Annotated in this window: 19 protein-coding genes and 2 pseudogenes; 16 read left to right on the top strand and 5 right to left on the bottom strand. The window is 70.2% G+C overall.

The annotated features are described in order from the left end of the window. Nucleotides 1–102: 102 nt before the first annotated feature. The 7 genes from OG453_RS21150 to OG453_RS21120 all read left to right on the top strand — a co-directional run bounded on the left by OG453_RS21150 (nucleotide 103) and on the right by OG453_RS21120 (nucleotide 8,550). Nucleotides 103–1,284 (top strand): mandelate racemase/muconate lactonizing enzyme family protein, encoded by a 1,182-nt coding sequence (locus OG453_RS21150; protein WP_266869548.1) that lies wholly within the window; start codon nucleotides 103–105, stop codon nucleotides 1,282–1,284. After that, a complete protein-coding gene (locus tag OG453_RS21145; protein ID WP_266869547.1) occupies nucleotides 1,281–2,303 on the top strand; it encodes a zinc-binding dehydrogenase in 1,023 nt (340 codons plus the stop codon). Before OG453_RS21150 ends, OG453_RS21145 begins: the two co-directional genes overlap by 4 nt. Before the next feature lie 86 nt (nucleotides 2,304–2,389). Continuing rightward, on the top strand, nucleotides 2,390–3,358 hold the full coding sequence (locus OG453_RS21140; protein WP_266869546.1) for a hypothetical protein: 969 nt from the start codon (nucleotides 2,390–2,392) through the stop codon (nucleotides 3,356–3,358). A gap of 3 nt (nucleotides 3,359–3,361) precedes the next feature. After that, nucleotides 3,362–4,495 (top strand): multiple monosaccharide ABC transporter substrate-binding protein, encoded by a 1,134-nt coding sequence (chvE, locus tag OG453_RS21135; protein WP_266869545.1) that lies wholly within the window; start codon nucleotides 3,362–3,364, stop codon nucleotides 4,493–4,495. Next, nucleotides 4,492–6,069, top strand: coding sequence for a multiple monosaccharide ABC transporter ATP-binding protein (mmsA, locus tag OG453_RS21130; protein ID WP_266869543.1), 1,578 nt, complete (start codon nucleotides 4,492–4,494; stop codon nucleotides 6,067–6,069). Before chvE ends, mmsA begins: the two co-directional genes overlap by 4 nt. An 8-nt stretch (nucleotides 6,070–6,077) precedes the next feature. Then, nucleotides 6,078–7,307, top strand: coding sequence for a multiple monosaccharide ABC transporter permease (mmsB, locus tag OG453_RS21125; protein WP_266869542.1), 1,230 nt, complete (start codon nucleotides 6,078–6,080; stop codon nucleotides 7,305–7,307). A gap of 91 nt (nucleotides 7,308–7,398) precedes the next feature. Continuing rightward, entirely contained in the window at nucleotides 7,399–8,550 is a 1,152-nt protein-coding gene (locus OG453_RS21120; RefSeq protein ID WP_266869541.1) for an aldose epimerase family protein, read from the top strand. Between the two features lie 23 nt (nucleotides 8,551–8,573). Here OG453_RS21120 and OG453_RS21115 read toward each other — a convergent pair. Together OG453_RS21115 and OG453_RS21110 are read right to left on the bottom strand one after the other, a co-directional pair. Beyond that, nucleotides 8,574–8,804: pseudogene (locus OG453_RS21115) on the bottom strand (pectate lyase); the annotation flags it as partial. A 383-nt stretch (nucleotides 8,805–9,187) separates the two neighbouring features. Next, nucleotides 9,188–9,328 carry a hypothetical protein gene (locus OG453_RS21110; RefSeq protein WP_266869540.1) on the bottom strand — a complete coding sequence of 47 codons (141 nt, stop codon included), beginning with the start codon at nucleotides 9,326–9,328 and terminating at the stop codon, nucleotides 9,188–9,190. Between the two features lie 290 nt (nucleotides 9,329–9,618). On the opposite strand from OG453_RS21110, the gene OG453_RS21105 reads away from it, so the two are divergent. The 9 genes and pseudogenes from OG453_RS21105 to OG453_RS21065 all read left to right on the top strand — a co-directional run bounded on the left by OG453_RS21105 (nucleotide 9,619) and on the right by OG453_RS21065 (nucleotide 20,319). Further along, nucleotides 9,619–10,266, top strand: coding sequence for a GntR family transcriptional regulator (locus tag OG453_RS21105; protein ID WP_266869539.1), 648 nt, complete (start codon nucleotides 9,619–9,621; stop codon nucleotides 10,264–10,266). Further along, nucleotides 10,263–11,189, top strand: a complete 927-nt coding sequence (locus tag OG453_RS21100; protein ID WP_266869538.1) for a dihydrodipicolinate synthase family protein — start codon at nucleotides 10,263–10,265, stop codon at nucleotides 11,187–11,189. The genes OG453_RS21105 and OG453_RS21100 overlap by 4 nt, the downstream gene beginning before the upstream one ends. Further along, nucleotides 11,186–12,901 (top strand): L-arabinonate dehydratase, encoded by a 1,716-nt coding sequence (gene araD / locus OG453_RS21095; RefSeq protein ID WP_266869537.1) that lies wholly within the window; start codon nucleotides 11,186–11,188, stop codon nucleotides 12,899–12,901. Before OG453_RS21100 ends, araD begins: the two co-directional genes overlap by 4 nt. Before the next feature lie 122 nt (nucleotides 12,902–13,023). Further along, the gene (locus OG453_RS21090; protein WP_266869536.1) at nucleotides 13,024–13,986 is read left to right on the top strand and encodes a carbohydrate ABC transporter permease; all 963 of its coding nucleotides are present in this window, start codon (nucleotides 13,024–13,026) and stop codon (nucleotides 13,984–13,986) included. Further along, on the top strand, nucleotides 13,983–14,819 hold the full coding sequence (locus OG453_RS21085; protein ID WP_266869535.1) for a carbohydrate ABC transporter permease: 837 nt from the start codon (nucleotides 13,983–13,985) through the stop codon (nucleotides 14,817–14,819). The genes OG453_RS21090 and OG453_RS21085 overlap by 4 nt, the downstream gene beginning before the upstream one ends. Next, a pseudogene (locus OG453_RS21080) lies at nucleotides 14,816–15,952 on the top strand (Gfo/Idh/MocA family protein); the annotation flags it as partial. The gene OG453_RS21085 and the pseudogene OG453_RS21080, both read left to right, overlap by 4 nt. A 574-nt stretch (nucleotides 15,953–16,526) precedes the next feature. After that, a complete protein-coding gene (locus tag OG453_RS21075) occupies nucleotides 16,527–17,381 on the top strand; it encodes a PmoA family protein (RefSeq protein WP_266869534.1) in 855 nt (284 codons plus the stop codon). Further along, on the top strand, nucleotides 17,378–18,922 hold the full coding sequence (locus OG453_RS21070) for a glycoside hydrolase 43 family protein (protein ID WP_266869533.1): 1,545 nt from the start codon (nucleotides 17,378–17,380) through the stop codon (nucleotides 18,920–18,922). Before OG453_RS21075 ends, OG453_RS21070 begins: the two co-directional genes overlap by 4 nt. Before the next feature lie 11 nt (nucleotides 18,923–18,933). Further along, entirely contained in the window at nucleotides 18,934–20,319 is a 1,386-nt protein-coding gene (locus tag OG453_RS21065; protein ID WP_266869532.1) for a sugar ABC transporter substrate-binding protein, read from the top strand. 16 nt (nucleotides 20,320–20,335) lie between these two features. On the opposite strand, the gene OG453_RS21060 is transcribed toward OG453_RS21065, so the two are convergent. From OG453_RS21060 to OG453_RS21050, 3 genes are read right to left on the bottom strand one after another with little or no spacing between them, the layout of a single operon-like run. Beyond that, nucleotides 20,336–22,051, bottom strand: coding sequence for an ABC transporter ATP-binding protein (locus tag OG453_RS21060; RefSeq protein ID WP_266869531.1), 1,716 nt, complete (start codon nucleotides 22,049–22,051; stop codon nucleotides 20,336–20,338). Beyond that, the gene (locus OG453_RS21055; protein ID WP_266869529.1) at nucleotides 22,048–23,862 is read right to left on the bottom strand and encodes an ABC transporter ATP-binding protein; all 1,815 of its coding nucleotides are present in this window, start codon (nucleotides 23,860–23,862) and stop codon (nucleotides 22,048–22,050) included. The genes OG453_RS21060 and OG453_RS21055 overlap by 4 nt, the downstream gene beginning before the upstream one ends. Then, nucleotides 23,859–25,262 (bottom strand): MFS transporter, encoded by a 1,404-nt coding sequence (locus OG453_RS21050; protein ID WP_266869528.1) that lies wholly within the window; start codon nucleotides 25,260–25,262, stop codon nucleotides 23,859–23,861. The genes OG453_RS21055 and OG453_RS21050 overlap by 4 nt, the downstream gene beginning before the upstream one ends. Nucleotides 25,263–25,335: the final 73 nt, after the last annotated feature.

Raw genomic sequence — 25,335 nt, 5'->3', positions numbered from 1 at the left:
CCGTTTCGTACGACCCATTGACACCCCACCGACTGCGTGAATACCGTCACGCCAACATTTCGAACGTGTGACGAAATACCGAACAACCAAGGGGCAACTGCCTTGCGTATTACGGGAATCAGCACGCACGTGGTGGGGACGCCCTGGCGCAATCTCACCTACGTCCAGGTCCACACCGACGAGGGGCTCACCGGTGTCGGCGAGACCCGCATGCTCGGTCGCACCGACGCCCTGCTCGGCTATCTCCGCGAGGCGGCGGCCAACCACATCGTGGGGTCCGACCCGTTCGCGATCGAGGATCTCGTGCGGCGCATGAAGTACGGCGACTACGGCCGGGCCGGCGAGATCGTGATGTCGGGCATCGCCTGTGTGGAGATGGCCTGTTGGGACATCAAGGGCAAGGCGCTCGGCGTTCCTGTCTGGCAGCTGCTCGGCGGCAAGCTCACCGACAAGGTCAAGGCGTACGCGAACGGCTGGTACACCACCGAGCGCACCCCGGAGGCGTACCACAAGGCCGCGAGCGCGGTGATCGAGCGGGGCTACCGCGCCCTGAAGATCGACCCGTTCGGCACCGGGCACTTCGAGCTGGACCAGGCGGGCACGTCGTACGCGGTGTCGCTGATCGAGGCGGTCCGGGACGCGATCGGCCCTGACGCCGAGCTGATGCTGGAGATGCACGGGCGGTTCAGCCCGTCCACGGCGGTGCGGCTCGCCAAGGAACTCGCGCCGTTCCGGCCCGCCTGGCTGGAGGAACCGGTGCCACCGGAGAATCTCAAGGCCCTGGAGAAGGTCGCCGCCAAGGTGGACATGCCGATCGCCACCGGTGAACGGATCCACGACCGGATCGAGTTCCGCGAGCTGTTCGAGTCGCAGGCCGCCGACATCATCCAGCCGGACGTCGGCCACATCGGCGGCATCCTGGAGACGCGGAAACTGGCGGCGACCGCCGAGACGCACTACACGCTGATCGCCCCGCACAATGTCGGCGGCTCGGTGCTGACGGCCGCCTCCCTCCAAGTCGGCGCCTGCACACCGAACTTCAAGATCCTGGAGCACTTCAACGACTTCGCGGACGCGGAGATCAAGAAGGTGGTGCGCGGGGCGCCCCAGGTGGATCCCGAGACGGGCTGCTTCGAGGTGTCCCACGCCCCCGGCCTCGGCGTCGAGCTCGACACGGACGCGGCAGCCGAGTTCCCCCAGCAGCAGGCCCGGTTCGACCTGTGGGCCGAGGGCTGGGAGAAGCGGGACCCCAAGGCGGGGAAGCCCAAGGGAGCGGGGAAGTGAGCTCCGGATCCTCGCGCGCGATCGTCATCGACAGGCCGGGCTCGCACCGGCTCGTCGTGGGGGCGACGCCCGAGCCCGGCCCCGGCGAGGTCCTGGTGCGGGTGGCCGCCGCGGGGATCTGCATGAGCGACCGGGAGGTCTACGACGGGCACCGGGACGCCGCGTATGTGCGCTATCCCGTAACCCCCGGGCACGAGTGGTCCGGCACGGTCGAGGCCGCGGGCCCCGGCGTCGACCCGGCGCTCGTGGCACGGAAGGTCGTCGCCGAGGGGTTCCGGGCCTGCGGGACGTGCGAGCGGTGCCGGTGCGGCGAGACGAGCCTGTGCACTGGCGGCTACGCGGAGACGGGCTTCACGGAGCCCGGCGCCTTCGCCGACCATGTGGCCGTCCCCGCCCGGCTGTTGCACTTCCTGCGCGACGACGCCGACCTGAGCGCCGCCGCCCTCCTGGAACCCGCCGCGGTGATCGCGGGCGCGGTGCGGGCGGGGCGGCCGCGGCCCGGTGAGCGGATCGCGGTGGTCGGCGCGGGAACCCTGGGGCTGCTCGCGGTGCAGCTGCTCGCCGCATCCTCGCCCGCCGAGCTGACCGTGATCGACCCGCGGTCCGAACGCGGCGCGCAGGCGCTGGAGTTCGGGGCGAGCGAGAGCCTGACACCCGCCGATGCGCAGGGCCACCACGGCCGCTACGACCTGGTCGTGGAGACCGCGGGGGCGCCGACCACGGCGGCCTCATCCTGTCTGCTCGCGCGCCGGGGCGGCCGGGTGGTGCTCACCGGCATGTTCACGCCCGGCGCCACCGGCATCGACCCGGTGCATCTGTCGCTGAGCCAGCTGGAGGTGCGCAGCATCTTCGGCGCGCCATCCGCCGCCTGGTCGGAGGCGGTGCGGGCCTTCGGGCTCGGGCTGCTCGACCCGGCCCCGCTGATCACCCACGAGTTCCCACTGGAGCAGTTCGGCGAGGCCGTCGCGCTGGTCGGCGGCGGTGACCCGAAGACCGGGAAGGTGCTGCTCCGACCCTGATCCGCGCCTCTGACGGCCCTCGCGCCGCCGCACGCCCATCGGCCCGACCAACGTACGAAATATCGAACACTGCATATGGGAGTCCCGTGACCAGCCCGTCAGCACCTCGTCGCCCCGGCGCCGGCGCCCTCGCCCGCATCGGACACACCGTGCCCGCTCTCGACCCCGCCGACGCGTCGCCGCACAGCTTCCCCGACGGCGGCACCTGGCGCACCGAGATCCCCTCGGTGGAGGGACCCGAGGCGCTCGCCGTGGTGCTCAAGGAGAGCTCGCGGCTCGATGTGCCGATCCACCGGATCAGTCAGGGCAGCGGCGTCTGGATGCTCACCGACGACGAGATCACCGAGATGGTCGAGGCCTGCGCGGAACGGGACATCGAGCTCTGCCTGTTCACCGGGCCGCGCGGCACCTGGGACATCGGCGCCGCGAGCCGCACCGACTCCGGTGGCGCGGGACTGCGCTCGCGCGGCCATGACGCGCTCGCCGGATGTGTCGAAGACGCCGTGCGCGCAACGGAGTTGGGGGTGCGCTGCCTGCTCGTCGCCGACGAGGGCGTGCTGTGGACCCTGCACCGGCTGCGCGCCGCCGGGGTGCTGCCCGCCGACACCACGTTCAAGGTGTCGGCCCTCATCGGCCCGGTCAACCCGGCCTCGTACACGGTCTTCGAGCGGCTCGGCGCCGACTCGCTCAACATCCCGTCCGATCTCACGCTCGACCACCTCACGGAGATCCGCCGGGTCAGCAGCGCCCCGATGGACCTGTACGTCGAGGCGCCGGACGACCTCGGCGGCTACGTCCGGATGTACGAGGCGGCGGAGCTGATCCGGCGCGGCGCCCCGCTCTACCTCAAGTTCGGCCTGAGCAGGTCGCCCGGCATCTACCCCTACGGCGCCCAGCTGCGCGACCACACCCTGGCCACCGCCCGCGAGCGCGTCCGGCGCGGACGCCTCGTCCTCGATCTGCTCGCCCGGCACCGCGCGGACGGCGGAATGTCGCCGCTCGGCGCACGCCTGCCCGGCGAGCTCCAACGCTTCCCCGTCCCGGAAGGGGACTGACCCATGACCACCCGCATATCCAGAGAAGCCACAAAAACAAGGCTCACGGCCGCCCTCGCGACCGTCGTCCTGCTCGGCTCGCTCACCGCCTGCGGCCAGGAGGCCAGGGGCGGCAGCCGTTACCAGGCCGACGACGGCAAGGGCGGAACCGTCGGACTCGCAATGCCCACCAAGGCCTCCGAGCGGTGGATCGCCGACGGCAAGAACATGGCCGAGCAGTTCCAGAAGGCCGGATACGAGACCGATCTGCAGTACGGCGACGACAAGGTCGAGAACCAGGTCGCCCAGCTGGAGAACATGATCACCAAGGGGCACCGGCTCCTGGTGGTCGCGGCGATCGACGGCTCGGCGCTCACCGACGTTCTTGCCCAGGCGCACGACGCGGGCATCCCCGTGATCTCGTACGACCGCCTCATCATGGGCACGAAGAACGTCGACTACTACGCGTCGTTCGACAACGAGCGGGTCGGCGAGCTCCAAGGCCAGTACATCCTGGACCGGTTGAAGCTCGACAGGCCCGACAGCAAGTCCGACGACAAGTTCACCGTCGAGCTGTTCGCGGGCTCGCCCGACGACAACAACACCAAGTACTTCTGGAACGGCGCCATGAAGGTGCTCCAGCCGTACTTCAAGAGCGGCCAGCTCGTCGTGGGCAGCAAGCAGACGAAGATGAGCCAGGCGACCACGCTGCGCTGGGACGGCGGCACCGCGCAGAAGCGCATGGACGACCTGATCAGCAAGAACTACGGCGACCGGCAGGTCGACGCGGTCCTCTCGCCGTACGACGGGATCTCCATCGGCATCATCTCGGCGCTGAAGAGCGCCGGTTACGGCAGCAAGGACCAGCCGCTGCCCGTCGTCACCGGGCAGGACGCGGAGCTGGCGTCGGTGAAGTCGATCATCGCAGGCGATCAGACGCAGACGGTCTTCAAGGACACCCGCAAGCTGGCCAAGCAGGCCGTGCAGATGGGTGACGCGGTCCTCACCGGCAAGACGCCCGAGGTCAACAACACCAAGGACTACAACAACGGCAAGAAGACCGTGCCGTCGTATCTGCTCAAGCCCGTGTCGATCGACAAGAAGAACACCCAACTCCTGGTCGAAGAGGGCTACTTCACGGCAAGGCAGCTCTCATGAGCGGGGCGGCGGCCGGGAACGGGCCGATCCTGCGGATGGCGGGCATCACCAAGACCTTCCCCGGCGTGAAGGCGCTCTCCGAGGTGGAGCTCGCGGTGCGCCCCGGCGAGATCCACGCGATCTGCGGCGAGAACGGCGCGGGCAAGTCGACGCTGATGAAGGTCCTCAGCGGCGTCCATCCGCACGGTTCGTACGAGGGTGAGATCCACTTCGACGGCGAGCCCGTGGCCTTCAAGAACATCCGTGCCAGCGAGAAGCACGGCATCGTGATCATCCATCAGGAACTCGCGCTCGTCCCCTACTTGTCGATCGCGGAGAACATCTTCCTCGGCAACGAGCAGACCTCCGCGCGCGGCGTCATCGACTGGAACGACACCCTGCGGCGGGCCGGCCGCCTCCTGAAGCGGGTCGGCCTGCGGGAGAACCCGCAGACCGCCGTCGCCGACATCGGCGTGGGCAAGCAGCAGCTGGTGGAGATCGCCAAGGCCCTGTCGAAGGAGGTGAAGCTGCTCATCCTCGACGAGCCGACCGCCGCCCTCAACGACGAGGACAGCGCGGGGCTGCTCGATCTGATCCTGGAGCTGCGCGAGCAGGGCATCGCCAGCATCATCATCTCCCACAAGCTGGGCGAGATCCGCGCCATCGCCGACTCGGTGACCATCCTGCGCGACGGCAGGACCATCGAGACACTGACGGTCCGTGAATCCCCGGACACAGCACCGGAGCTGTCCGAGGACCGCATCATCCGGGGCATGGTCGGCCGCGATCTCGACCACCGCTTCCCCGAGCGCACCACGTACGAGGGCACGGACGCGGGAGACGTCGCGCTCGCCGTCGAGGGGTGGACAGTCCGGCACCCCATCGACCACCAGCGCAAGGTCGTCGACGACGCCACGCTGACCGTGCGGCGCGGCGAGATCGTCGGCATCGCGGGGCTGATGGGCGCGGGCCGCACCGAGCTCGCGATGTCCCTCTTCGGCCGCTCCTACGGGCTGTACGAGGGCGGCACGGTGGCGGTCAACGGGCGTGCGGTGCAGACGCGGACCGTACCGGCCGCGATCGCGGCCGGCATCGCGTACGTCACCGAGGACCGCAAGACCTACGGCCTCAACCTCATCGACAACATCAACCGCAACATCTCCCTTGCCTCGCTGCCGGGCATGCGGCGCCGCGGCGTCGTCGACGAGCACCATGAACGGTCCGTCGCCGAGCGCTACCGCACTTCGATGAACATCAAGGCGCCGACCGTGCAGGAGCAGGTGGGACGGCTCTCCGGCGGCAATCAGCAGAAGGTCGTCCTCAGCAAGTGGATCCACGCCGACCCCGAGGTGCTGATCCTCGACGAGCCGACGCGCGGCATCGACGTCGGCGCCAAGTACGAGATCTACACGGTCATCGACCGGCTCGCGGCGCAGGGCAAGGCGGTGCTCTTCATCTCCTCGGAACTGCCGGAGCTGCTCGGGATGTGCGACCGGATCTACACGATGGCCGAGGGCCGGCTGACCGGTGAGGTCGCCCGCGCCGACGCCACCCAGGAAGTACTGATGCGCCAGATGACCATGACCAGAAGCTGAGGCCCGCCATGACCACCACGACCACTCCCCCGCGGGACTCGTCCCCCGCGCCGACCGACCAGCGGTCCACGGGGGCGCTGCTCCTGCGGAGCATGCGGACCAACATGCGCCAGTACGGCATGCTGATCGCGCTCGCGTTCATCGTCGTCCTGTTCCAGATATGGACCGACGGCACGCTGCTGCTTCCGAACAACGTCTCCAACCTGATCCAGCAGAACGGCTACATCCTCATCCTGGCCATGGGCATGATGATCGTCATCATCGCGGGCCACATCGATCTGTCCGTCGGCTCGCTGGTGGCCTTCGTCGGCGCCATGTCGGCGGTGATGATGGTCAAGCACGACATGCCCTGGGTGCTCGCCCTCGTCCTCTCACTCCTGATCGGCGCGGTCGCCGGGGCGTGGCAGGGCTTCTTCATCGCGTACGTCGGGATCCCGTCGTTCATCGTGACGCTGGCCGGGATGCTGCTCTTCCGGGGGCTCACCCAGATCGTCCTCGAGGGCCAGTCCCTGTCGCCGTTCCCCGGCGGATTCCAGGATCTGGCCAAGGGTTTCATCCCGGAGATGGGCCCGTACACGCAGTACCACAACCCGACGCTCGTCATCGGCCTCGCCACCGTCCTCTTCCTGCTCCTTCGCGAATGGCGGGACCGCAGGCGGCAGTTGGCGTACGAGCTGGAGGTCCTGCCCACCGGCCTGTGGGTCACCAAGTGTGTGGCGATCGCCGCGGCCGTCGTCGCGTTCACGCTCACCCTGGCCAGCTTCCACGGCGTACCCGTCGTGATGCTCGTGATGTGCGCGCTGCTGATCGGCCTCGGCTATGTCATGCGCAACGCGGTCGTCGGGCGGCATGTGTACGCGCTCGGCGGCAACAAGGCGGCCGCGAAGCTGTCCGGCGTCAAGGACAAGCGCGTCACCTTCCTCGTCTTCGTCAACATGGGCGTCCTGGCCGCGCTGGCGGGCTGTGTGTACGCGGCACGGCTGAACGCGGGTACCCCGCAGGCCGGTCTGAACTTCGAGCTGGAGGCGATCGCGGCCTCGTTCATCGGCGGCGCGTCGATGAGCGGCGGTGTCGGCACGGTGATGGGTGCCGTGATCGGCGGTCTGGTGCTTGGCGTTCTCAACAACGGGATGTCGCTGGTCGGCATCGGGACCGACTACCAGCAGGTGATCAAGGGGCTTGTGCTGCTGGCGGCGGTCGGGTTCGACGTGTGGAACAAGCGCAAGGTGGGGCGCTGAGCGCTCTGAGAAACCTGCGGGCCGCCTTTGGCTGGTCGCGCAGTTCCCCGCGCCCCTTCGGGGCGCGCCCTTCCCCTCATAGGAGCCGCACATGGAAACGAGCAGACGCACCGTTCTCGCCGCGGCCGCCGCCGCGGGACTCTCCGTGGCAGCGACCGGCACTTCGCAGGCGGCCGCGCACGGCCGTACTCCCACCAAGGAGCTCTTCGGGAAGCTCGCCGACGGCACCAAGGTGTACCGCTGGTCGTTGGCGAACGGTGGCACCCGCATGAAGGTGCTTTCGTACGGCGGCATCGTGCAGTCCCTCGAACTCCCGGACCGGCACGGCAGATACACCAACGTCTCCCTTGGCTTCGACAACCTGGACGGCTACCTCACCGCCACCACCTTCTTCGGCGCCCTCATCGGCCGCTATGGCAACCGCATAGCCAAGGGCCGCTTCACCCTGGACGGGAAGGACCACCAGCTCTCCGTCAATGACGGGGAGAACAGCCTGCACGGCGGGGCCAAGGGCTTCGACAAGCGGGTGTGGGACGTCGAGCCGTTCGCGGACCCCTCGGGCGTCGGCCTGCGCCTGCACTACACAAGCACCGACGGCGAGATGGGCTATCCCGGAACGCTGCGGGTGACCGTGACGTACACCCTCGATGCCCGTGGCGACTGGCGGATCGACTACGCGGCGACCACGGACAAGGCCACCGTGGTGAACCTGACCAACCACACGTACTACAACCTCGCGGGCGAGGGCAGCGGCGACATCTACGGGCACGAACTGGTCCTGGCCGCCAGCCGGTTCACGCCCACCGACGCCGGTCTCATCCCGACGGGCGAGCTGGCGAGGGTGGCGGGCACGCCCTTCGACTTCCGGCGCGCGAAGACCGTCGGCCGGGACATCCGCGCCGCGCACGAGCAGCTGGTGACCGCCAAGGGCTTCGACCACAACTGGGTCCTCGACAAGGGGATCACGCAGCGCCCCGAGCACTTCGCGACGCTGCGGGACCCTGAGTCGGGCCGCACCCTGAAGATCGCCACCACCGAGCCGGGCGTGCAGTTCTACTCCGGGAACTTCCTGGACGGCACGCTCACCGGGCCTGCGGGGCGCACCTACCGGCAGGGCGACGGGATGTGCCTGGAGACCCAGCACTTCCCCGACGCCCCCAACCAGCCCTCGTTCCCCTCGACGGTCCTTCGCCCCGGCGAGACCTACCGGTCAAGGACGGTGCACAGCTTCTCGGCGCGCTGAGCCGGACCGACGAAAAACGACACCTACTTGTAGCTGATGTCCCCGGCGGTGAACCGGCAGTACTTGCCGTCGGGGCCCGAGCCCGTCTTGGGCGGCTCGGCGCCCGTGTTGTTGCCGGTGAAGCGGTCACAGGTGGCGATCTTCTTGCCGCTGTCGCCGTGGATGCGGATGTTGCGCAGCGCGGCCGTGTCACCGTAGTTGGTGTTGATGCCGACGATCGACTTGCCGGGGGCGATGATGTCGACGTCGTTCACCGGATACCTCCGATTCCTGCGGAGCAGGGCGGGGAACGGGGTTTCGCCCTCAGGGCGAAAGACCGTCTGCCGGTCGGGTAAGCTGACCGCCGTACGCTGCGAGAGCCAAGCGCGTACGCCGTGCTGATCGAGAGCCAAGACAGCACATGCACCTCCAAGCTTGTTGCACAAACCCGGGCTGGTCTCAACCCGGCTGGTGCTGATCGTGGAAGACCTGTCGGGTCGTTGACCTCCAGGCGGCGTGAGCCAGGAATCCCCTGCTTCAGGTGGGGGAGGATTCAAGATGATGTTCCGCTGGTGCTGCTTGGAGCAGTTGCCGCAGGAACGCACCAGGTTGCCGAAGTCGGAGACTTGGAACTTTGTGACCCGGTCGTCGGCCTTCTTCACGCACCCGCCGTGGACATCATGGAAGTGGTGACGAGGGCGGCGGCGGTCACGCCGAGCGCGGCGATGCCGCCGACGACGGCGCGGCGCTTGGTGAGGCGCCGGCGATGGGTGACGCGCCGGCTGGCTCGTGGAGTCATGTCCCGGTTCATTGCTTCGGTTCATTCCTTCAGTCAGTAGTGGACGGCTTGCATGTCCTTGTCGCCGCCGCCCGGCGAAGGGTTGCCGCCCGGAGACGATCAATTTGCGCCCCAACTCCGCTCTCCCTAAAGGGCTTTCCCGCGCGAGGCATTGACGCGGACCGGTCGGCGCCCTAGCTTCATCGCGTCGTACTTCGTACGTCATATATGAGACGCGATACATGACGGCTGTGGATGACGGCTGTGCATGACGGCTGTACGCGATGGCTGCACGACGACTGAGAGCATCGATGAACCTTGCGCCCCACCCCATCCCCTCGCGCACGCAGTACGTACTCGAAGCGGTCAAGCACCGCATCCTCACCGGGCAGTTGGCGCCCGGACAGGCCCTCGTCGAGACCGAGCTCGCCGCCCAGTTCGGGGTGTCCAAGACGCCCGTACGGGAAGCGCTGAAGACGCTCGCCGGTACCGGGCTCGTGGTGATGAGCCAGTACAAGGGCGCCACCGTGCGCACGGTGGACGCGGCCATGGCGCGGGAGGTCTACGACGTACGTCTGCTGCTCGAACCGGAGGCGCTGCGGCGCACCGTCCGGGGCGGCGCGGCCCGACTGGACGAGGCGCGCGACGCGCTTGAGCGGGCGGACGACGCGGCGGACGCGGCCGAACGCTCCCTCGCCAACCGGGAGTTCCACCGCGCGCTCTACGTATCGTGCGGCAATCCGCTGCTCGCCCGGATGCTCGACGAAGTACGCGACCAGGCGGCCCTGGTCTCCGCCGTCGCCTGGGCGACCCTGCACTCCTGGGAGCAGGAGGCGGCCGAGCACCGGGAGATCCTGCGGCTCGCGCTCGCGGGAGAGGCCGACGCCGCGGCGCGCGGACTCCACGACCACATCGCCTCGTTCGTGCGGCGGGCGTTCCCGGAGGGGGAGCCTTCATGACCGGACCGAGCGACAACTCCCGTTTCGAAGCGCTGCGTTCGGCGCTCGCCGATGTCGTCGCGATCCCCGTGACGCCGTTCGCCGATGACGGTTCCGTGGACCGGGACACCTATCGCGCGCTGATACGGCGGCTCACCGACGGCGGCGTGCGCACTCTTACGCCGAACGGCAACACGGGCGAGTTCTATGCCCTGGACCCCGAAGAGCGGTGCCTGGTCACCGAGTTGACCCTGGAGGAGGCGGGCGGGAGCGGCGCCACCGTCCTGGCCGGCGTCGGCCATGATCTGCCGACCGCGGTCGCCGCCGCCCGGCACGCGCGGGACGCCGGGGCGCACATGGTGATGGTCCATCAGCCGGTGCATCCGTACGTGTCCCAGGAGGGCTGGGTCGACTACCACCGTGCCGTCGCGGACGCCGTGCCCGAGCTCGGTGTCGTCCCCTACATCCGCAATTCCCGTCTTGCCGGTCAACGCCTCGCGGAGCTCGGTGAGTTGTGTCCCAATGTGATCGGCGCGAAGTACGCGACGCCGGACGCCGCGGCCTTCGCCGCGTTCGCGCGGGACGCGGGGCTCGGCCGCTTCGTGTGGGTGGCGGGGCTCGCCGAGCTGTACGCGCCCGCGTACTGGGCCGTCGGCGCCACCGGCTTCACGTCGGGTCTGGTGAATGTCGCACCCGAGGTGTCGCTGCGGATGCGCGACGCGCTGCGGTCCTGTGACTATCCGGCGGCCATGGAGGTGTGGGAGCGGATCCGGCGCTTCGAGGAGCTGCGCGCCGCCGACCAGTCCGCGGACAACGTCACCGTCGTCAAGGAGGCACTCGCCGCGCTCGGCCTGTGCCGCCGCGAGGTGCGCCCGCCGAGCCGGGTGCTGCCCGTCGAGCGGCGCGAGGAGATAGCGGCGCTGGTGAAGGCGTGGTCGTCATGAGACCGGACGAGCTGCGCAGCCATCAGTGGTACGGCACGGACGGCCTGCGGTCCTTCAGCCATCGGGCGCGCACCCGCCAGCTGGGGTATCTGCCAGAGGAACATCTGGGCAAGCCCGTCATCGCCGTCCTCAACACCTGGTCCGACATCAACCCCTGCCACGTCCATCTGCGCGACCGCGCCCAGGCGGTCAAGCGCGGGGTGTGGCAGGCGGGCGGCTTCCCGCTCGAATTCCCCGTCTCCACACTCTCGGAGACCTTCCAGAAGCCGACCCCGATGCTCTACCGGAACCTCCTGGCCATGGAGACCGAGGAGCTGCTGCGGTCCTATCCGGTGGACGGCGCCGTGCTGCTCGGCGGCTGCGACAAGACGACGCCCGCCCTGCTCATGGGGGCCGCGAGCGCCGATCTGCCGAGCGTCTTCGTGCCGGCCGGGCCGATGCTGCCGGGGCACTGGCGCAACGAGGTGCTCGGTTCGGGCACCGACATGTGGAAGTACTGGGACGACAAGCGTGCCGGGCTCATCGGCGACTGCGAACTGGCCGAGCTGGAGAGCGGGTTGGCCCGCTCCCCCGGCCATTGCATGACCATGGGTACGGCCTCCACGCTGACCGCAGCCGCCGAGGCGCTCGGCGTGACGGTGCCCGGCGCCTCCTCGATCCCGGCCGTGGACTCTGGGCACGACCGGATGGCGGCCGCGTCCGGGATCCGGATCGTCGAACTCGTCCACCAGGACGTGAAGTTGTCGAGGCTGCTCACGCGCGAGGCGTACGAGGACGCGGTCGCCACCGTGCTCGCGCTCGGCGGCTCCACCAACGCCGTGATCCACCTGATCGCGATGGCGGGCCGCAGCGGCGTACGCCTGACGCTCGACGACTTCGACCGGATCGCGCGGACCGTGCCGGTGCTCGCCAATCTGCGCCCCGGCGGTCAGTACCTCATGGAGGACTTCCACTTCGCGGGCGGACTCCCGGCGTTTCTGGCCCGGTTGACCGACGTACTCCATCTGGACCGGCCCACCGTCGCGCACGACACCCTGCGCGAGCAGCTCGCGGGCGCCACCGTGCACAACCCCGAGGTCATCCGCCCGCGCGACAGGCCGCTGGCCGACGAGGGCGGGGTGGCGGTGCTTCGCGGCAACCTCTGCCCGGACGGTGCCGTGATCAAGCACATCGCCGCCGAGCCGCAGCTGCTGCGGCACACCGGCCCGGCGGTGGTCTTCGACGACTACCGCACGATGCAGCGCACCATCAACGACGCCGCGCTCGGCATCACCGCCGACCACGTCCTGGTGCTGCGCGGCTCCGGCCCCATCGGCGGTCCCGGCATGCCCGAGTACGGGATGCTCCCGATCCCCGACCACCTGCTGAAGCAGGGGGTGCGCGACATGGTGCGGATCTCCGACGCGCGGATGAGCGGCACGTCGTACGGCGCATGTGTGCTGCACATCGCGCCCGAGTCGTACGTCGGCGGGCCGCTCGCCCTGGTCCGTACGGGAGATCTGATCACCCTGGACGTCGAGGCGCGGTCGCTCCATCTCGACGTGTCCGACGAGGAGTTGGCGCGGCGGCGCGCCGCGTGGACGCCGCCGCCCGCTCGCTACGGGCGCGGTTACGGCGCGCTCTACAGCGAGCAGATCACGCAGGCCGACACCGGCTGCGACTTCGCGTTCCTGGCCCGCGACGGCGAGGTCCCCGACCCGTACGCGGGCTGATCCGCCGCTCCTCCGTCGACTTCCTTTTACTTGTTTCCGTCGACTTCTTTTTTGTACGAGATCTCGAACGACGTCTGCGAAGCGCTTCGCCTCATGCAGACCCTGAGAACGGAGAAGCAGTCATGGCCCAAGCTGTGGCGAAAGCGCCACCGCACCCACCGCCGCCCCGGCGCCGCACGCCGGATGCGCCCCGGCGCCGGACGGGAGCGACCCCGCGCCGCCTCCCGTATCTGCTGATCGCGCCGGCCGCACTCCTGATGCTGGGCTTCATCGCCTACCCGGTCGTCAGCGTCTTCTACTACAGCCTGCGCCACCACAACCCCACCAAGCCCTGGCGCGACGGCTTCGCGGGCTTCGACAACTTCGTCACCGCGTTCACCGACGACCCGCAGTTCTGGCAGACCCTCGGCTTCAGCCTGCAGTGGGTGGCCGTCGAGGTCGTCCTGCAACTGCTGCTCGGCTTGGGGCTCGCGCTGATCGTCAACCAGACCTTCATCGGCCGTGCGATGGCCCGCGCCCTGGTCTTCTCGCCGTGGGCCGTGTCCGGGGTGCTCACCTCGACGATCTGGCTGCTGATCTTCAACTCCCAGACGGGCATCACGCGTTACCTCGCGGACCTGGGGATCGGCTCGTACGGCACGTCCTGGCTCTCGGACACCGGCACCGTCTTCCCGGCCGTCGTCGTCGCCGAACTCTGGCGCGGCGTGCCCTTCTTCGCGATCCTCATCCTCGCCGATCTGCAGTCCGTTTCGAAGGATCTGTACGAGGCGGCCGAGGTCGACGGCGCGAGCCGCTTCCGGCAGTTCTTCCACATCACGCTGCCGCACCTCAAGGACGCGATCATCCTCTCCACGCTGCTGCGCGCGGTCTGGGAGTTCAACAACGTCGACCTGCTCTACACCCTCACCGGCGGCGGTCCCGCCGGTGAGACGACGACGCTGCCGCTGCGCATCGCGTCCATCGCCGTCGACTCGCACGACTTCGGTTACGCCTCCGCGCTGACGTCCATCGCGTTCGTGATCCTCCTCTTCTGCTCGATGGTCTATCTGCGGCTGAGCAAGTTCGGGGGAGGTCAGGAGAGATGACGATCACTCAGCAACGGCGCGCCTGGGACGAGGCCCCGCGCCGGCAGATCTACCTGCCGCTCGGCCTCTATCTCCTCTTCACCCTCATCCCCTTCTACTGGATGCTCCTCTTCGCGTTCCGCCCTGCGGGCTCGACCTCGCTGCTCCCGTGGCCGATCACGTTCGAGCACTTCGACAAGGTGTGGACCGAGCGGAGCTTCGGGCTGTTCTTCCAGAACAGCCTCGTCGTCGGCGTCCTTTCGATGCTGATGACGACGGTCGTCGCGCTCGCGGGCGGTTATGCCCTGGCCCGCTTCGACTTCAAGATCAAGCGCGGCTTCCTGCTGGCGCTGCTGTGCTCGCAGTTCATCCCGGGCGCGCTGATGCTGGTGCCGCTCTTCCAGATCTTCGCCAACCTCCAGATGATCAACTCGCTCGGCAGCGTCATCATCGCCGAGGCCGTCTTCCAGCTGCCGCTCTCGATGATCCTCATCAGCGGGTTCATAAGAAACGTGCCGTACTCCCTGGAGGAGGCCGCCTGGGTCGACGGCTGCGGACGCTTCCGCTCCTTCTGCGCCGTCGTCCTGCCGCTGCTTCGGCCTGGTCTGATCGCAGTCGGCTCCTTCGCCTTCGTCCACAGCTGGAACCACTTCCTGTTCGCCCTGATGTTCCTCTCCGACCAGGACAAGCAGACGATCCCGGTCGGCCTCGCCACCCTGATGGGCGCCGACAGCGTCGACCTCGGGGCGCTCGCCGCGGGCGGCGTCATCGCCGCCCTGCCCGTCGTGATCGTCTTCGCCTTCATCCAGAAGTGGCTGATCACGGGGTTCAGCGCCGGGGCGGTGAAGGGATGAGCAGCACTCCCCTGCCTCTCGTCATCGCCGGTGCGCGCGGGCACGGCCGATGGCACCTGGAGAACATCCGCCGACTCCAACAGGCGGGTCTGGTACGGCTCGTGGGCATCTGCGAGGTCGAACCGCTGAGCCCCGCCGAGCTCGACGGCCTCGGCGATCCCGCGCAGTCCACCGACTTCGGGAGCCTGCTCGACGCCACCGGAGCCGCGGTCGCCGTCATCTGCACCCCGATCCCCACCCACGCCGGCCTGGCCGTCACCGCGGCATCGCGCGGCGTGCACCTGCTCCTGGAGAAGCCGCCCGCTCCTTCGTACGCCGATTTCCTGCGGATCGGCGACGCGGTGACCGCGGCGGGCGTGGCCTGCCAGATCGGGTTCCAGTCGCTCGGTTCGCATGCCGTGCCCGCCGTGCGCGCGCTGGTCGCCGACGGGGCGATCGGTGAGCCGATGGGGGTCGGTGCGGCGGGTGCCTGGGTACGGGACGAGGCGTACTACCGGCGCGCGCCCTGGGCCGGGCGGCGCCGCCTGGACGGCAAGGACGTCGTGGACGGGGTCCTGACCAATCCACTCGCCCATGCCGTCGCCACCGCCCTTGCGGTCGACGGGTCCACGCGGGCGGAGGACGTCGCGCGGGTGGACCCCGAGCTGTTCCGCGCCAACGCCATCGAGTCCGACGACACGTCGTTCGTGGGGATCACCACCGCGCGTGGCGGCCGCGTCGGTGTCGCCGCGACCCTCTGCGCCGAGCGTCCCGCCGAGCCGTACGTCATCGTCCACGGCACGGAGGGCCGCATCACCCTCTGGTACAAGCAGGACCGGGTGCTCGTACAGCGCGCCGGGCACGGATCCGATGAGGTCCTGCACGGGCGGACGGACCTCCTCGAGAACCTCGTCGACCATCTCGCGGGCCGCGCCGAGCTGCTGGTTCCGCCGGCGTCGACGGGCGCCTTCATGAAGGTCGTCGAGTCGATCCGCCGGGCGCCCGATCCGCGCCCGCTGCCGGTCGAGGCGTGGCGCTCCGTGCCCGGTGCGTACGAGGGCGTGCGGCGCCGGATCGTGCACGGTATCGACGGCCTCGTCGCAGCGAGCGCCGACACGCTGTGCGGCTACGCGGAGCTGGGCACGTTCTGGGCGCTGCCGAACGGCAACCCCGCAGCCCGGCTCCCGGCTGCCGGACCCTCCACCACTAAGCCCGCCGCCCCTCAGGCCCCTGCCTCCCCGGCCCCGACCCCGGCCCCTGGGACCCCTGCCGGTCAGAACGCCGCCGCCGAGACCCCTGCCCAAGCAGACCCCGCATCGGGACCACCCGCCCCACAAGCCGCCACCGCAGAGCCCACCGCCGATGAGGACCGCACCCCGCAGACCCCCACCAAAGCACCCGCCCCCGGCGGGAACCCCGCAGCTCGGCTCCCGGCTGCGGGGCCCTCTGCCGCTGAGCCCGCCGCCGCCCCTCAGGAGCCTGCCTTCCCGGCCTCGGCCCCTGCCCCTGGGATCCCTGCCGGTCAGATCTCCGCAGCTGAGTCCGCCGCCTCCGAGACCCCTGCCTTTGCAGACCCCGCATCGGGACCACCCGCCCCACAAGCCACCGCCGATGAGGACCGCACCCCACAGACCCGCACCAAAGAGCCCGCCCCCGACGGGAACCCCGCCCCACACACCCCCACCCCCGAGCCCACCCCCGCCGAGAACCCACCGAGGTGAGACCCCCATGGACCGGACCTCGATCGAGACCTCGCTCATGCTCCGCTGCTCGGGCCGTCCCGTCGCCCGTTACGTCATCCACCCCTCGGTCGGCCCGCGGCTCGCCCCGCGCCCCTGTCTCCATCCCGTCCGCACCTTCGGCGGCCTTCCCGTCACCGAGTTCGGTCCCGTCGACCACCCGCACCACCTCGGGGTGGGCGTCGCCGTGGCCGACGCGGCGGGCCGCAACTTCTGGGGCGGGCGCACCTACGTACGCGATCAGGGGCCGACCGAGCTCGACAACCACGGTGAACAGCGCCACCTGGAGTACAAGCTGCGCGACCCCGACGGCTTCGTCGAGGAGATCGGCTGGCTCGACGGGGAGCGCGAGCTGCTGCGCGAGCGGCGCACCGTCGCCGTCACGCCGCTCACCACATCCGCCTGGGCGCTGGACTTCACGTTCTCCCTCACCAACCCGTCCGCCGCGGAGATCTCGATCGGCAGCCCCGCCACCAACGGCCGCCCCGGCGCCGCCTACGGGGGATTCTTCTGGCGCGCCCCCAAGGAGGCGCGGGCCCCCGAGGTGTTCACCGCGGACGCCGAGGGCGAGGCCGCCGTGCACGGCGCCCCGGCCGACTGGCTGGCCCTCGCGGGCCACGGCTGGACCCTCGTCTTCGCCGGGGCGACTCCCGAGACGCGGGGCGACCCGTGGTTCGTACGGACCGCCGAGTATCCGGGCGTCGGCTCCTCGCTCGCGCCCGAGCGGCGCCTGCCGATCGGGCCGGGCGAGACCGTCGTACGCCGTGTCGTCACCGTCGTCGCGGACGGCCGCCCGAGCCGGGCCGAGGCCGCGGGGCTCATCCGCAAGGCGGTGACCGCGTGAACGCGGCGGGGGCAGCCGGGCTCGGTGACCTTGGCGACGGGACCTATCGCAATCCCGTCCTTGCCGCCGACTGGTCCGACCCCGACGTCGTCCGGGTCGGCGACGACTTCTACCTCACCGCGTCCAGCTTCGGGCGCGCCCCTGGGCTGCCGTTGCTTCACTCCCGCGACCTGGTGAACTGGACCCTGATCGGGCACGCCCTTGAGCGCCTTGAACCGGCGGAGGCGTTCGCCGCGCCGCGGCACGACTGCGGGGTATGGGCGCCGTCGATCCGGCACCACGACGGCCGGTTCTGGATCTTCTGGGGCGACCCCGACCACGGCGTGTTCCAGGTCAACTCCCCTGATATACGCGGCCCTTGGAGCGCCCCGCATCTCGTCAAGGCCGGCAAGGGACTCATCGACGCCTGCCCGCTGTGGGACGAGGAGCGCGGCGAGGCGTATCTCGTGCACGCCTGGGCCAAGTCGCGCTCCGGCGTCAAGAATCGCCTCACCGGTCACCGTATGAGCCCCGACGGCCGCGAACTCCTCGACGAGGGGCGGGTGTTGGTCGACGCGGACCACATCCCCGGCTGGTTCACGCTGGAGGGGCCCAAGCTGTACCGCCACGACGGCTGGTTCTGGATCCTCGCCCCGGCCGGCGGGGTGGCGACCGGCTGGCAGGGCGCCTTCCGTTCACGGACCTTCCACGGCCCGTACGAGGAGCGGGTCGTCCTGGAGCAGGGCGACACCCCCGTCAACGGCCCCCACCAGGGCGGCTGGGTGAGCACGCCGTCCGGCGACGACTGGTTTCTGCACTTCCAGCAGCGCGGCGCGTACGGCCGGGTCGTCCACCTGCAGCCGCTGCACTGGGGCGTGGACGGCTGGCCGGTGATCGGGGCCGACGGCGCCCCCGTCGACGTACACAAGAAGCCCGACCTGCCCCCGCAGCCGGTGTCCGCGCCCGCCACCGACGACGACTTCCCCGGCGGACGCCACGGCCGCCAGTGGCAGTGGTCGGCCAACCCCCTTGACGGCTGGGCGACTTCGCATGCCGCGGACGGTCTGCGGCTGGCCTGCGTACGGTCCGCGGACGCCCACGACCTGCGCCGCCTGCCCCACGTCCTGACGCAGCGCATTCCGCTCGCGCCGTGCACCGTCGAGGTCGGGCTGCGGATCGACGGCACGGCGGCCGACGCCGGGGCCGGTCTCGCCGTCCTTGGCGACGCGTTCAGCTGGATCGGCCTCGAACGCGGCGGCGACGGGACCGTCCGCCTCGTCCACCGGTTCGCCGAGTCCGTCGCCGAGCGGGAGCGCGACGCCGAGCGTCCGCGCCCTGCCCCCGACGGCACCGCGCGGCTGCGCATCTCCATCGCCGACGGCGCACGCTGCCGCTTCTCCGCCGACACCGGCGACGGCTTTCGACCGTCCGGCCAGGTCTTCGCCGCGACGCCGTGGCGGTGGGTCGGCGCACTGCTCGGCCTGTTCGCCACGGCCCCGGCCGGCCGCGGCGGGGCCGGGACCGCCTTGTTCACCCGCTTCCGGATCACCTCACCTCAATGAAGAGAGCCGACATGGACATCAGCATCCCCAGAAACAGCAACAGAAGCAGCAACAGAAACAGAAGCCGCAGAAGCAGAAGCCGTCGCGCGGTCGCCGCCGTCGCCCTCACCGCCGCGCTCGCGCTGACCGCCACCGCCTGCGGTGACGACGGCAGCGGGGCCGGCGGTGACAACGGCCAAGAAGGCTCGGGGAAGGGCGAGATCACCTTCTGGGACAACAACGGCGGCGTCCGCACCGACGTCTGGAAGGAGATCATCAAGGACTTCGAGGCGAAGAACCCCGACATCCACGTCAAGTACGTGCCGATCCCCGCCGAGAGCGTCCAGTCCAAGTACGACACCGCCATCCAGGGCGGCGGCCTGCCCGACGTCGGCGGCGTCGGTGCCGCGATGCTCGCCGGGATCTCCGCACAGGACGCACTGGAGCCGCTGGACGAGCGGCTCAGCGGCAGTTCCCTGGACGGCAGGCTGAATCCGGGCATGGTCGACAGCGTCCGCGCGGCGGGCGGCGGCAACCGGCTCTTCACGGTGCCGGCGTCGGCGAGCAACGGCGTGCTGTACTACCGCACCGACCTCTTCAAGGCGGCCGGTCTGGAAGCCCCCACCACCTGGGGCAAGTTTTACGAGGCGGCCAAGAAGCTCACCGCCAAGGGCGAGAACAAGTTCGGGTACACCATTCGCGGCGGTGAGGGTTCCATCGCGCAGGCGCTCGACGCGGCCTACGGCCAGTCCGGCATCGGCTCGTTCTGGGACGGCGACAAGACCACCGTCAACGACCCCAAGAACGTGGCGGCGTTGAAGAAGTACGTCGCCCTCTACAAGAAGAACACCCCCGCGGCCGACGTCAACAACGACTTCAAGAAGATGAACGCCCAGTGGGACACGGGCCGGATCGGCATGCTCAGCCACAACCTCGGCTCCTACACGGACCACGTGAAGGCCCTTGGTGAGGGCAAGTTCCGCGGTCTGCCCAACCCGACGACCGACGCGGGCGTACGCGTCCAGGTGTCCAACCCGGTCGACGGGCTCGGCCTGTTCAGGTCCAGCAAGAAGAAGGCGGCCGCCTGGAAGTTCATCGAGTTCGCGGCCTCGCACGAGGCCAACAGCAAGTGGAACAGGTCGGCGGGCGCCATCCCCGCCAACACCGCGGCCTCCAAGGACGCCTGGGTGAACGAGGCCGAGCCCACGAAGCTGGCCGCGGCCGCGCTCAACGACGGCTCCCTGAAGATCGTGCAACTGCCGTACTACCTGCCCGACTGGAACACCATCAGCAAGGCTGACAACGAGCCGAACTACCAGAAGGTCCTGCTCGGCAAGATGTCCGCGAAGGACTTCCTCGACACGCTCGCCGAGCAGCTCAACGAGGCTCAGGCCGAGTGGAAGGAACAGAGCAACTGACGGCGAGCACGACGCCTCATTCCATCGCCGCCGGCGCCAGGGAGATGTTCCAGAAGTCGGCGTAACGGCCGCCGCGGCCGAGCAGTTCGTCGTGGGTGCCTGCCTCCACGACGCGCCCGTCGTCCAGAAAGACGACGCGGTCGGCGCGTTGGACGGTCCGCATCCGGTGCGCGACCATCACCACCGTCCGGCCCGCCATCAGGCGTTCGATGCCGTCGTGGACGGCCGCTTCGTTGACCGGGTCCAGTGCGGAGGTCACCTCGTCGAGGAGCACGATGGGCGCGTTCTTCAACAGGGCTCGTGCGATCGAGACACGCTGGCGTTCACCGCCCGAGAGCAGTGCGCCGCCCTCGCCGACGTTCGCCGCCCAGCCGCCGGGCAGGCGCTCGATCACCTCGTCGAGGCGCGCGGCGGTGGCGGCGGCACGGACCTCGGACGCCTCGGCGTCGGGACGGCCCAGGCGTACGTTCTCCTCGATCGTGCCGTCGAAGAGATAGACGTCCTGGAAGACGACGGCGAACTGCGCCATCAGCACCGCCGTGTCGATGGTGCGCACGTCCGCGCCTCCCACGCGCACCGCGCCCGCGTCCACGTCGTAGAACCGCGCGAGCAGGTGCAGCAGGGTGCTCTTGCCCGCGCCCGAGGGTCCGACCACGGCAAGTCGCTGTCCCTGGGGCACGGACAGGGACGCCCCGTCGAAGACCGTGCGCTCACCGTGCCGGAAGCTGACGGTCACGAACTCCAGGCTGTGGTCCGCCGGTTGGACCGGTTCGGCGGGCTCCGGCAGCGGCTCGGTTCCGAAGACCGTGTCGAGTTTCACCAGTACGGAACGCGCGCCGCGGAGTTTGCCGCCGATGTCCGTCAGGGAGAGGAGCGGATCCGCGCAGCGGGCGGCGAGGACCAGGATCGTCAGGATCTCCGGCACGCCGGTCTGCCCGTCGAGCGCGAGGTAGGCGGCAAGGACCAGCAGGCCGGTGAACATCGCCTGCACCGTGAGGGTCAGGCCCACCGCGCCGGGCAGCGCCGCCAGTGTGGAGCGGCGGGAGGCACGCTCGACGTCCTGGAGGGAGTCGTCGAGGAGACGGAAGCGTTCGGCCGTGCGGCCCCCGGCCCGCAGCACCGGCTGGACCTGGAGATACTCGATGACCCGCCCGGTGGCCTCCTCATCGCGTTGGGCGCGCTCGGCGTCCCCCGCGGCCGTCGAGCGTCCCGTCCAGAGCTGGATCGCCGCCACGACCGGCACGGCGGCCAACGCGGCAAGGCCCATCTGCCAGTTGAAGGCCAGCATCACGACGACGATCGTCAGAGGGGTCACGCTTGCGGAGATGAACGGTGCGAGCAGATGCGCGATCACAGCCATCGCCTGCAGCACGCCGCGACTGGCCAGGACCGACACCTCCCCGAGGCGGCCCGCGCCGTACCAACCGATGGGCAGTCGGGCCAGATGGTCGCCGAGCCGGTGGTACATGCCGCGCAGCAGCGTGGTCCCGACATGGAAGCCGGACAGATCGCTGAGGTAGCGCAGCGCGCCGTAGAGGGCGATCGCGACCCCGAACGCGGTCAGCCAGGGCCAGGCGTCGTCGGGCGTGCTGCCGAACAGGGCCCGCAGCACGGGGACCAGCAGTGCGTACGACAGGCCCTCGGCGACGGCGGTCGCGGTCATCAGGGCCACGGTGCGCCGGACCGGCCGGGCGTACTCGCGTCCCAGGACGCGCAGGAGCATGCGGATCATCGGGGTTCGTCTCCTTGCGGTACGAGTACGCCACCGTGGGCTTCGGTCCCGTCGGCGAGGGTTTCGGTCCCGTCGGCGACGGCCGATCGGTGGGTCTGCCAGAAGTCGGCGAACTGCCCGCCGCGTGCAAGGAGTTCGGCCGGCATGCCGCGCTCGACGATCTGCCCGTCGGCCAGCATCACGACGGTGTCGGCGTCCCTGATGGTCTCCAGGCGGTGGGCGATGACCAGGATGGTCCGCTCGCCCTCAAGGGCCGCCAGGGCCTGGCGCACCGCGCGTTCGGTCTGCGGGTCGGCGAAGGCGGTCGCCTCGTCGAGCACGAGGACGGGCGTGTCGGCGAGCAGGGCACGTGCGAGCGAGATCCGCTGTGCCTCGCCGCCCGAAAGGCCGGCGTCCTCGCCGATCACCGACTCGTATCCGCGGGGCAGTTCGAGAATCCGGTCGTGGATGTTGGCGAGGCGGGCGGCGCGCACCACGTCGTCGCGGTCGGCGTGCGGTACGGCGAGGGCGATGTTGTCGGCGACCGACGCGCGCAGCAGGCGTACGTCCTGGAAGACGAAGGAGACCGTCCGGTAGAGCTCCCGGCTGCCGAGCTCGCGCAGATCGACGCCGCCGACGGCGACCGAGCCGTGGGTCGGGTCGAAGAACCGCGGCAACAGCTGGACCAGCGTGGACTTCCCGCTGCCCGACGGGCCGACGACCGCGGTGACCGTCCCGGGTTCAAGGACCAGGTCGATCCCGTGCAGCACCTCGCGGTCGGGTTCATAGCCGAACCGGACGTCACGCAGCTCCACGCGGTGCCCCTGCGGTGCGACCGGCCGCGCGGGCTCCGGCAGTGAAGGCACCGCGAGGACGTCCTTGATCCGGCCCACGGCGCGCCGGGCGGCCTGGATCTCGTCGAAGCCGTGGCCGAGGGCCGCCACCGGGGCGGTCAGGCCGAGGCCGAGCAGCAGGAAGGGCAGCAGGTCGGCCGGGGGCAGGTCCCCGTCGGTGATCAGCGTCGCGCCGCCGATCAGGACGACGAGCAGGACGAACGGCGGCGAGAGCACCAGCTGCATCCCCGCGGCGATCCGCGAGATGCCGTGCACCCAGCGGTTGAACGTACCGACGAAATCGTCCGTGGCCGTGCGGAACGTGCGGTGGGCACGCCCCGATCCGCCGAACGCCTTGACCACCGAGATGCCCCGCACGAACTCGACGACGGAGCTGGAGATCCGCCCCATGGCCGCGTCGAACTCCTCCTGCTCGCGCAGCCGCCTCGGCGTCATCATCAGGGGAACCAGCGCCACGGCGAGCACCACCGGTATCAGCGTGATCAGGGTGAGCCGCCAGTCGACGGTGAACAGATAGACCAACGACACCAGCGGCACCACGAACGCGGAGACGAGCTCGCCGGGGGTGTGGGCGATGAACGGGTGCACGGCGCTGACGTCCTCCCCCACCACCTTGGCGAGCTCGCCGGTGCGGCGCCGCGAGAACCAGCCGATCGGTACGCGTCCCAGGCGCTCGGCCAGTTGGCGACGGAACGTCAGTTGCACCTGGCCGTCGACGACATGCCCGATCCCGGACGAAGCGGCCGTGAAGACCAGCCGGACGAACAGTCCGGCCGCACCCGCGACGACGACGGTCCAGACATGACCGCGGTCGACCGGTCCCGGCGACAGCAGGGTGCGCCCCAGTTCGACGACCGCGAGGAGCGGCGCCAGGCCCGCGACGGCGCCGATGACCTGGAGGATCACCACGGCGGCGAAACTCCGGGCGTGCGGGCGAAGGAGCCCCGACAGGTTCTGTCCCTCTCCGATGGTGCTCATCGTCCTCCCGTCTTGGTCAGGCGGTCGTCGGTCTCGGCGACCCGTGCCGGTGCCGGTGCGACGGTGCGGGGCAGGACGGCCAGGGCCACGAGCACGGCTCCGGCCAGGAGCGCGGCACCGAGGGTCAGGCCGAGCGCGTATCCGTCGTTGAGCGTTTCGGGTGTGATGGTCGAGCCGGTGCGGTCGTGCGCCGCGGCGCCGAGGGCGGCGAGTCCGAGCGAAGCGCCGATCTGGCGTGAGCTGTTGAGCAGCCCCGACGCGGTTCCGGCCTCGTGGGGCGCGACACCGGCGGTGGCGAGGGAGACGGCCGGTCCGAGGCAGAGCCCGAAGCCCACGCCGGAGACGATCGAGGGCCCCAGGACATCGGTGAGGAAGGCACCGTCAGGGCTGATCAGGCCGAACCAGGCGAGCCCGCTCGCGGTCAGCAGGCCGCCGCCGACGAGCAGGGTGCGGGGAGCGAGACGGTAGCCGAGTTTCACGGCGAGCACGGATCCGGCGATCACTCCGAGGGCCAGCGGCAGGAACATGACGCCGGTCGTCGCCGGGCCCTTGCCGAGGACTTGCTGGACGTAGAGGGACAAGAAGTAGAAGGACGAGGCCATGGTCGCGCCGATCAGCAGGGTGCAGGCGTTCGCGCCGGCGACCGAGCGGTTGGCGAACAGGCCGAGGCGGACGAGCGGTTCGCGGGTGGTGGTCCGCTCGACGTGGAGGAACGCGGCGAGCAGTGCGGCGGCGGCCGCCAGTGTGGTCAGGGTGACCGACGAGGTCCACGCGTATCGATCGGTGCGGACGACGCCGAACACCAGCAGCGTCATGCCCGCCGTGACCAGGACGCCGCCGAGCACGTCCGGACGCCCTCCGCGCGCTGCCGGCTCTCCCGCGGCGACGCCCCGCCAGGCCACGGCCAGCGCGCCCGCGGCCATCGGTACGTTCACGAACATCACCCAGCGCCAGTCGGCGTACTCGGTGAGCAGGCCGCCGATCAGGACACCGAGGGCGGCTCCGGCGGCGTTCATCGCACTCCATACCCCGAAGGCCCGGACGCGGGCCCGGCCCGCGGGGAACGTCGAGGTCAGCAGGGACAGCGCGGCCGGAGCCAGCGCGGCGGCCCCGATGCCCTGCGCGGCCCGGGCGGCGACGAGCTGGCCGGGCTCCTGCGCGAAGCCCCCGGCGAGCGAGGCGAGGCCGAAGAGGCCTAGCCCGAGCAGCAGGACCCGCTTGTTGCCGTACCGGTCGGCGGCCTTGCCGCCCAGCAGGAGCAGCCCGCCGAAGGTGAGGGCGTAGGCGTGGATCACCCAGGTCAGGCCCGTCGCGCTGAAGCCGAGGCCTGCGGCGATCTGCGGGAGTCCCAGGTTCACGACCGACAGGTCGAGGGACACCATGAACTGCACGACGGCCACGGCGGTGAGCGTCAGCCCTGGTCCGGCACCTGAACTCCCTGTTGTTCTCGCTCTGTTCGTCATCACGGACCCC

It is taken from the genome of Streptomyces sp. NBC_01381 (assembly GCF_026340305.1).
Taxonomy (GTDB): Bacteria; Actinomycetota; Actinomycetes; order Streptomycetales; family Streptomycetaceae; genus Streptomyces.
This window is presented reverse-complemented; position numbering and strand designations above follow the sequence as displayed.